This is a genomic window from Acinetobacter sp. NIPH 1852 (genome assembly GCF_022549455.1).
In the GTDB taxonomy this organism is placed as follows: domain Bacteria; phylum Pseudomonadota; class Gammaproteobacteria; order Pseudomonadales; family Moraxellaceae; genus Acinetobacter.
In genome coordinates, this window is record NZ_JAKZGG010000019.1 from 56,460 (window position 1) to 64,612 (window position 8,153).

An 8,153-nucleotide genomic window follows, 5' to 3' on the forward strand; every position below is an offset into this window, starting at 1 on the left:
GGGGGATTAATGGCTAATTAGTCACCATTTTTCAGTTCAATGTTGATACCTAAAGAACGGATCTCTTTGGTCAATACGTTGAACGATTCAGGCATACCCGGATCCATATAATGGTTACCATCTACAATATTCTTATAGATGCGAGTACGACCTTCGACGTCATCCGATTTCACAGTGAGCATTTCTTGGAGTGTATATGCTGCACCATATGCTTCAAGTGCCCAGACTTCCATCTCACCAAAACGCTGACCACCGAATTGTGCTTTACCACCAAGCGGCTGCTGTGTCACAAGCGAGTAAGAACCAGTTGAACGCGCGTGCATTTTGTCATCAACCAAGTGGTTCAATTTGAGCATATACATGTAACCAACAGTTACAGGACGGTCAAACTGTTCGCCTGTACGGCCATCAAACAAAGTCTGTTGACCAGAACGCGGCAATTCAGCAAGTTCAAGTAATTCTTTAATTTGGCTTTCTTCAGCACCATCAAAAACTGGTGTTGCCAAAGGAACACCTGCACGTAAGTTACCTGCAAGCTTCAACACTTCTTCATCAGTTAAGCTATCAAGATCTTCTTGCTCGCCACCAACTTTGTTGTAAATCTTATCAAGGAACAAACGAAGTTCAGCAACGGTACGTTGTTGTTGCAGCATCTTATCGATCTGCTCGCCTAAACCTTTTGCCGCCAAGCCCAAATGGGTTTCAAGAATCTGACCCACGTTCATACGCGACGGTACACCCAATGGATTCAATACGATGTCAACAGGTACACCATTGGCATCATGTGGCATATCTTCAACAGGTAAGATGTTAGAGACAACACCCTTGTTCCCGTGACGACCCGCCATCTTATCACCCGGTTGGATACGACGTTTCACTGCAAGGTAAACCTTAACAACTTTTAATACACCCGTTGTTAATTCATCACCTGTAGAGAGTTTGCGTTTCTTCTCAGCAAATTTTTCATCAATCTCGATACTCTTCTCTTTCAAGAATACCTGAATTTGAGTTAAACGTTCAGCGATTGCTTCATCTGTTGGTTGGATTTCTAACAAATCAACCAGCTCTAAACCAGACAACATATCTTCTGCAAGTTTATCGCCGCGCTTCGTTGTACCGCCACCATTAGACTCTTTACCTTTCAACAAGCGAACAATACGTTCACGTGCTGCTTCTTCAAAGATTTTGTATTCTTCTTTCAAATCTTTACGGTAAGCATCAAGCTGTGCTTTTTCAATCGCTTGTGCACGATCATCTTTTTCCAAACCATCACGCGTGAAGACTTGAACATCGATCACTGTACCTTTGGTACCAGATGGAACGCGTAAAGATGAATCTTTTACATCAGCTGCTTTTTCGCCAAAGATAGCACGAAGTAATTTTTCTTCAGGTGTTAACTGTGTTTCACCTTTAGGTGTTACTTTACCAACAAGGATGTCACCTGCTGTAACTTCAGCACCGATATAAACAATACCAGACTCATCCAACTTAGAAAGCGCTGCTTCACCAACGTTAGGAATATCGGCAGTGATTTCTTCTGCACCTAACTTGGTATCACGTGCGACACATGACAACTCTTGGATATGAATCGAAGTTAAACGGTCTTCTTGAAGCACACGCTCTGAAAGTAAGATCGAGTCTTCGTAGTTATAACCATTCCATGTCATGAACGCGACGCGCATGTTTTGACCAAGCGCAAGCTCACCCATATCCGTCGATGGACCATCAGCCAAGATATCACCACGCGCAACTTTGTCGCCCATGTTTACGATAACATTTTGGTTGATACAGGTATTTTGGTTCGAACGGGTATATTTGATCAGGTTATAGATATCTACACCTGCTTCACCAGCAATCATTTCATCTTCGTTTACACGAATAACGATACGTGAGGCATCAACATACTCAATCGCACCACCACGGTTTGCGATCACACACACACCAGAGTCACGCGCTACGTTTGCTTCCATACCCGTACCAACAAGCGGCTTGTCAGCACGTAACGTTGGAACTGCCTGACGCTGCATGTTTGAACCCATCAATGCACGGTTCGCATCATCGTGTTCAAGGAACGGAATCAATGACGCTGCAACAGAAACAACCTGCTGTGCAGATACATCCATATGAGTGACACGCTCAGGTGACATACGAACGAAATCACCCTGATGACGTACAGAAACCATTTCTTCAGTCAAAGTACCTTCTTTATCAATTGCTGAATCGGCCTGTGCAATAACAGTACCTACTTCTTCAATCGCAGATAAATACTCAACCGCATCAGTAACACGACCATCTACAACTTTACGGTAAGGTGTTTCTAAGAAACCAAAGTTGTTTGTTTTTGCATAAACAGAAAGCGAGTTGATCAAACCAATGTTTGGACCTTCAGGCGTTTCAATTGGACAAACACGACCATAATGCGTTTGATGTACGTCACGAACCTCAAAGCCCGCACGTTCACGTGTCAAACCACCAGGCCCAAGCGCTGATACACGACGTTTGTGTGTAATCTCAGATAATGGGTTGTTTTGATCCATGAACTGAGACAATTGGCTTGAACCAAAGAATTCTTTGATCGCAGCAGCAACTGGTTTTGCGTTGATCAAATCCTGTGGAGATAGGTTATCCGCTTCAGCTTGGCTTAAACGCTCTTTAACAGCACGCTCAACACGCACTAAACCAACACGGAATTGGTTTTCTGTCATTTCACCAACAGAACGTACGCGACGGTTACCCAAGTGGTCGATATCGTCGACTTCACCTTTACCGTTACGAATTTCAACCAATGTACGAAGTACATCAATGATATCGTCGTGCGATAAAATACCTTCAACTTCACGAGACTTTTGATCAGTACCGACTTCGTATGGACGACCCAAACGACGGTTAAACTTCATACGACCAACAGGCGACAAGTCATAACGCTCAGAAGAGAAGAATAAGTTATTAAATAAATTATCTGCAGCTTCTTTCGTCGGTGGCTCACCTGGACGCATTACTTTGTAGATTTCAACGAGTGCTTCTTCACGACCCGTTGTCGTATCTGCACGTAAGGTGTCAGCAATAAAAGAACCACGGTCGATATCGTTAGTAAATAGGATGTTAAATTGCTTAACACCACCTTCAGCTAACTTCACCATCACTTCATGGCTTAACAAGGTATTTGCAGCAATCACCTCACCATCTTTTAATGGGATATCTTCAGCGGTGATACGCTCATACAAGTATTCATCAGGTACAGAAAGCTTGGCTAAGTTAGCCGCTTCCATTTGACGTACGTGACGCGCATTAATACGTTTACCTTGCTCTACAATCACTTTGCCGTCATTGTCAGCAATATCAAACTGCGCCATTTCTCCGCGCAAGCGATCTGGAATGAGGTCAATTTGATAGCTACCCATATCAAGATATACAGGTACTTTTTCGTAGAACAAATTCAAAATTTGCGCATTGCTATAATTTAAAGCACGTAAAATCACAGTCGCCAATAATTTACGACGACGGTCAATACGTACAAACACAAGATCTTTTGCGTCAAATTCAAAGTCTAACCATGAACCACGGTAAGGGATAATACGTGCTGAATACAACACTTTACCACTTGAGTGAGTTTTACCCTTGTCATGGTCAAAGAATACGCCTGGCGAACGGTGTAACTGAGATACGATCACACGCTCAGTACCATTGATAACGAAAGTACCGTTATCGGTCATGAGTGGCATTTCACCCATGTACACTTCTTGCTCACGAACGTCTTTAATTGATTTCGTTTCACGATCTTTAATGATCAAACGAATTTTTACGCGCATTGGTGCTGCATAAGTCGAACCACGTAAAATACATTCACGCACGTCAAACTCAGGCTTACCAAGACTATACTCAACAAATTCTAAAGCAGCATTGCCAGAATAACTTTCAATAGGAAAAACTGAACGAAATGCGGCTTGGAGACCGATATCTTCGCGGTTCTTTGGAGTTTTGCCACCTTGTAAAAACGTACGGTACGAATCGACTTGAATCGAAAGTAAATACGGTGCTTCCATCACTTGGGGCAATTTACCAAAATTCTTACGGATCCGTTTCTTTTCGGTATATGAGTATGCCATCTGGAGTCCTCGGGAAGTAAACTAAGCCCGCCTGCAGAACGGGCCTAGAAGGATTACGCAGGCCGATATGGCCACCACTGTTTACAAATGCTGCAATTTTTAGTGGTATTAAAACGCTTAACAATATTTTTATAAGCAAAAAACATTGTTAAGCGTTTGATATTAGTCTTTTTATTGCAAAAACCCGCATATTATATGCGAAACTAACAAAAAACGAGCCGATTATTGTAACGCAAAAAGGCTGATGACCCAAGAGCCATCAGCCATTTTTTGGAGCCGATTATCAAAAAAACCGACTCCCTACAGTATTACTTAAGTGTAACTGTAGCGCCAGCAGCTTCAAGCTTAGTCTTAAGCTCTTCGCCTTCTTCTTTAGAAACGCCTTCTTTAAGAACAGCTGGAGCGCCTTCAACAAGATCTTTCGCTTCTTTAAGACCAAGACCAGTCGCTTCACGTACTGCTTTAATTACTGCAACTTTGTTCGCGCCGAAAGAAGTCAACTCAACGTTGAATTCAGTTTGCTCTTCAGCAACAGCAGCAGCAGGACCAGCAGCTACAGCTACAGCAGCAGCAGATACGTTGAATTTTTCTTCGAAAGCAGAAATAAGTTCAACAAGCTCAAGAACAGTTTTTTCAGCAACTGCGTTTAGGATTTCTTCGTTTGTTAAAGCCATGAGAGTAACTCCAAATGGGTATTGAATGGTGTGAAAGTAGATTTAAACTTAAGCAGCTTCTGACTCGTTTTTCTCTTGAAGCGCTGTAAGTAAGCGACCCAATTTCGAAATAGGAGCTTGAAGAACAGAGGCAAGCATAGTAAGCGCTTTTTCTTGGTTCGGAAGATTTGCGATAACGCTAATGTCTGCACCTTGATAAACTTTGCCATCAAATGCGGCAGCCTTTAATTCAAATGCTTTATTAGTTTTAGCAAATTCTTCGAACAAGCGTGCAGCTGCACCCATATCGTCTTCAGAAGTTGAGAATGCTAAGATTGTTGGACCAACAAGGTCGTCATTCAAGATAGCGAATGGCGTATCTTGAAGAGCACGTTTAGCCAAAGTATTACGTACAACACGTGTAGCAACACCTAACTTACGAGCTTCAACACGGAGAGCAGTTAATTGCTCAACCGTTAAACCTTGGTAGTCAGCAACAACGGCAGCGAACGCTGTAGAAGCAATTTCACTTACTTCAGCAACGATCTGTTTTTTGTCTTCGATAAGAAGAGCCATTGTAAAACCTCCTAACGGTGATTTATGTACTCAAATGAGTACACTCCCAATTCGCAAGTCTTATTCAGACTTACACGCGGAGGAGGAATAAATCACACCACCGCGTCTACTCAGACTGGATTTTTAAGAAGAATATTCGAAAATATTCCTCGCCTGAGGTCTTTGACGCTGATAAATATTTATTTATCAATTCAAAGTTTGCCTAAGTTTGCAAGTAGTCCGAAACCGGTTTCTCTTGCGCAATATTTGAAGCAGTGCTTCAAATATTACTCAGGGCTTTAAAATTCTTTTCTAAATTATTTAGAAATATTGCTTACGTCAACGATCAAACCAGGACCCATAGTAGAGCTCAAAGTGATCTTTTTAACGTATACGCCTTTAGATGTTGCAGGTTTTAACTTTTTCAAGTCTGCAATCAAAGCTTCAACGTTTTGACGTACAGCTTCTTCGCTAAAGCCAAGTTGACCGATCGCAGCGTGGATAATACCCGCTTTGTCGACACGGTAACGTGCTTGACCAGATTTAGCGTTTTTAACTGCATTCGCAACATCAGGAGTCACTGTACCCACTTTAGGGTTTGGCATTAAGCCACGTGGACCAAGAATCGTACCAAGCTTACCTACAACACGCATAGCGTCAGGTGCAGCAATAACAACGTCAAAGTCAAGATTACCTTTCTGAATGCTTTCAGCTAAGTCTTCAAAACCAACGATATCAGCGCCTTCAGCTTTAGCAGCTTCAGCAGCAGCACCTTGTGCAAACACTGCAACACGTACAGTTTTACCAGTACCCGCAGGTAAAGTTGTCGCACCACGAACCACTTGATCAGATTTACGTGGATCAACCCCAAGGTTTACCGCTACATCTAGAGATTCTTTGAACTTAGCAGCTGGAAGGCTGTTGAGAACTTGTACTGCTTCTTCCAAAGTGTAAACTTTGTTTGCTTCTACAGCAGCAGCAATGGCTTTTTGACGTTTAGTTAACTTTGCCATGTCTTATAGCTCCACTTCCAAGCCCATAGAACGTGCAGAACCAGCAATGGTACGAACACGAGCGTCTAAATCAGCACCAGTTAAATCTGGTTCTTTAGTAGTCGCGATTTCTTCTAGTTGAGCACGAGTCAACTTACCCACTTTAGTTTTGTTAGGTACAGCTGAACCCTTTTGAATACCAGCAGCTTTCTTAAGAAGAATAGATGCAGGTGGAGTTTTCATGATGAAAGTGAACGACTTGTCGTTGTACACAGTAATCACGACAGGAATCGGCAAACCAACTTCAAGTTTTTGTGTAGCAGCATTGAATTCTTTACAGAATGCCATGATGTTTACACCACGTTGACCCAAAGCAGGACCAATTGGTGGAGATGGATTTGCTTTACCAGCTGGGACTTGCAGCTTGATATAGCCGTCAATCTTCTTAGCCATTAAAAATTACCTCTGGGTACAAACGCCGTTAGGCTCCCCAAAAATCAAGTAACGCCAAAGCATTACAACAACAATGCCCGATAAAATCGGGCGCTTTCCAACCAACTCAAATTAAATCGTTTTTTCGACTTGGCGAAACTCGAGTTCAACCTGAGTAGGTCGATTAAATACATTAATCGTCAACGTTAAACGTGACTTCTCGTATTGTACTTCCTCCACGACCCCTTTAAAGTCAGTGAACGGACCATCAATAACGAGTAATTCTTCACCTGGTTCAAACATCGTCTTAGGACGAGGTGCTTCACCAAGATTACGTACACGAGCAAGAATTGCATCTGCTTCACGCTGTGTGATTGGTGCTGGTTTTTCTGGTGTTCCACCAATAAAACCAAGAACCTTTGGACACTCTTTTACGATGTGCCAAGTATCATCATTCATTTCCATTTCGACTAACACATAGCCAGGAAAGAATTTACGTTCAGACTTGCGCTTCTTTCCGTCCTTCATTTCCACTACTTCTTCAGTAGGAACAAGGACTTCACCAAAGCTATCAGCTACTGTGCTACGTTGAATTCGTTCATTAAGTGAACGCATTACTTGTTTTTCAAAACCTGAATAGGCATGAATAATATACCAACGTTTCATTGCGCTCTTACCCGATAATTAACTTAATAAACCAGCCTAACCCGTAATCAAAACACCACAATACAATTGCTGTTACAATTACAACCAAAAGCACTTGCCACGAGGTCGTGATCGTCTCTTGTTTTGTCGGCCAAGCCACTCGACGTAGTTCTATTCGCGCATCTTGCAATAAACGCACAAAGCCCTTACCTTGATGGGTGGCGTATAATAAACCTAAAGCGACGACGATACAAGCCAAAATTACCCCGATGCGCACCCAAATATCATTTGCGGGTGCCCAATGGGCTGGCAAATACTGATTTACCATTGCTGAACCAATCAATAAAGCTAGAGCAATCAACCATAAGACGATATCTAATGGAGAGCCCGAGCGCACAACTTCTGCAGCATTATTTCTTTGGGGAATTGGCGCGTCGCTTAATGCGTCACGCGATTTATCATTCGACATTTTTTTACTCGTCGTAGAATTCGCGACTTATTATATGACAACTTAGCCAGAATCAAGCTTTTTTATTTAAAAAAAGTGGCAGGTCAGGAGGGACTCGAACCCCCAACATTCGGTTTTGGAGACCGACGCTCTACCAATTGAACTACTGACCTATTATGCAAATCGAAAGCCGAAGCTTCCGATTTGAATCGCATATCGTATTATGCAGTTACTTTCGCAACAACACCAGCACCTACAGTACGACCACCTTCACGAATCGCAAAACGTAGACCTGGGTCCATTGCGATTGGGTGAATTAATT

General features: G+C 42.5%; 7 protein-coding genes, 1 tRNA gene and 1 pseudogene. All 9 read right to left on the reverse strand.

Annotation, left to right across the window (positions count from 1 at the left end):
• Positions 1 to 17 precede the first annotated feature (17 nt).
• Positions 18 to 4,106: a DNA-directed RNA polymerase subunit beta gene (rpoB, locus tag MMO38_RS13775; protein WP_004668270.1), complete on the reverse strand. Its 4,089-nt coding sequence runs from the start codon at positions 4,104 to 4,106 to the stop codon at positions 18 to 20.
• A 308-nt stretch (positions 4,107 to 4,414) separates the two neighbouring features.
• Positions 4,415 to 4,780, reverse strand: a complete 366-nt coding sequence (gene rplL / locus MMO38_RS13780; RefSeq protein ID WP_004668267.1) for a 50S ribosomal protein L7/L12 — start codon at positions 4,778 to 4,780, stop codon at positions 4,415 to 4,417.
• Between the two features lie 48 nt (positions 4,781 to 4,828).
• The gene (gene rplJ / locus MMO38_RS13785; protein ID WP_004668265.1) at positions 4,829 to 5,335 is read right to left on the reverse strand and encodes a 50S ribosomal protein L10; all 507 of its coding nucleotides are present in this window, start codon (positions 5,333 to 5,335) and stop codon (positions 4,829 to 4,831) included.
• Positions 5,336 to 5,631: 296 nt separating this feature from the next.
• Positions 5,632 to 6,327, reverse strand: a complete 696-nt coding sequence (gene rplA / locus MMO38_RS13790) for a 50S ribosomal protein L1 (RefSeq protein ID WP_004668264.1) — start codon at positions 6,325 to 6,327, stop codon at positions 5,632 to 5,634.
• Positions 6,328 to 6,330: 3 nt separating this feature from the next.
• A complete protein-coding gene (gene rplK, locus MMO38_RS13795; RefSeq protein WP_004668262.1) occupies positions 6,331 to 6,759 on the reverse strand; it encodes a 50S ribosomal protein L11 in 429 nt (142 codons plus the stop codon).
• Between the two features lie 111 nt (positions 6,760 to 6,870).
• Positions 6,871 to 7,404: a transcription termination/antitermination protein NusG gene (gene nusG, locus MMO38_RS13800; RefSeq protein WP_004668261.1), complete on the reverse strand. Its 534-nt coding sequence runs from the start codon at positions 7,402 to 7,404 to the stop codon at positions 6,871 to 6,873.
• Between the two features lie 7 nt (positions 7,405 to 7,411).
• A complete protein-coding gene (gene secE, locus MMO38_RS13805; RefSeq protein WP_004668260.1) occupies positions 7,412 to 7,852 on the reverse strand; it encodes a preprotein translocase subunit SecE in 441 nt (146 codons plus the stop codon).
• Positions 7,853 to 7,928: 76 nt separating this feature from the next.
• Positions 7,929 to 8,004, reverse strand: a tRNA-Trp gene (locus tag MMO38_RS13810).
• A 48-nt stretch (positions 8,005 to 8,052) separates the two neighbouring features.
• A pseudogene (locus tag MMO38_RS13815) lies at positions 8,053 to 8,153 on the reverse strand (elongation factor Tu); the annotation flags it as partial.

What these genes read in the sequence shown, in the direction of transcription:
- rpoB (WP_004668270.1), bottom strand. Translation starts at nt 4,106, where the DNA reads ATGGCATACTCATATACCGAAAAGAAACGGATCCGTAAGAATTTTGGT.
- rplL (WP_004668267.1), bottom strand. Translation starts at nt 4,780, where the DNA reads ATGGCTTTAACAAACGAAGAAATCCTAAACGCAGTTGCTGAAAAAACT.
- rplJ (WP_004668265.1), bottom strand. Translation starts at nt 5,335, where the DNA reads ATGGCTCTTCTTATCGAAGACAAAAAACAGATCGTTGCTGAAGTAAGT.
- rplA (WP_004668264.1), bottom strand. Translation starts at nt 6,327, where the DNA reads ATGGCAAAGTTAACTAAACGTCAAAAAGCCATTGCTGCTGCTGTAGAA.
- rplK (WP_004668262.1), bottom strand. Translation starts at nt 6,759, where the DNA reads ATGGCTAAGAAGATTGACGGCTATATCAAGCTGCAAGTCCCAGCTGGT.
- nusG (WP_004668261.1), bottom strand. Translation starts at nt 7,404, where the DNA reads ATGAAACGTTGGTATATTATTCATGCCTATTCAGGTTTTGAAAAACAA.
- secE (WP_004668260.1), bottom strand. Translation starts at nt 7,852, where the DNA reads ATGTCGAATGATAAATCGCGTGACGCATTAAGCGACGCGCCAATTCCC.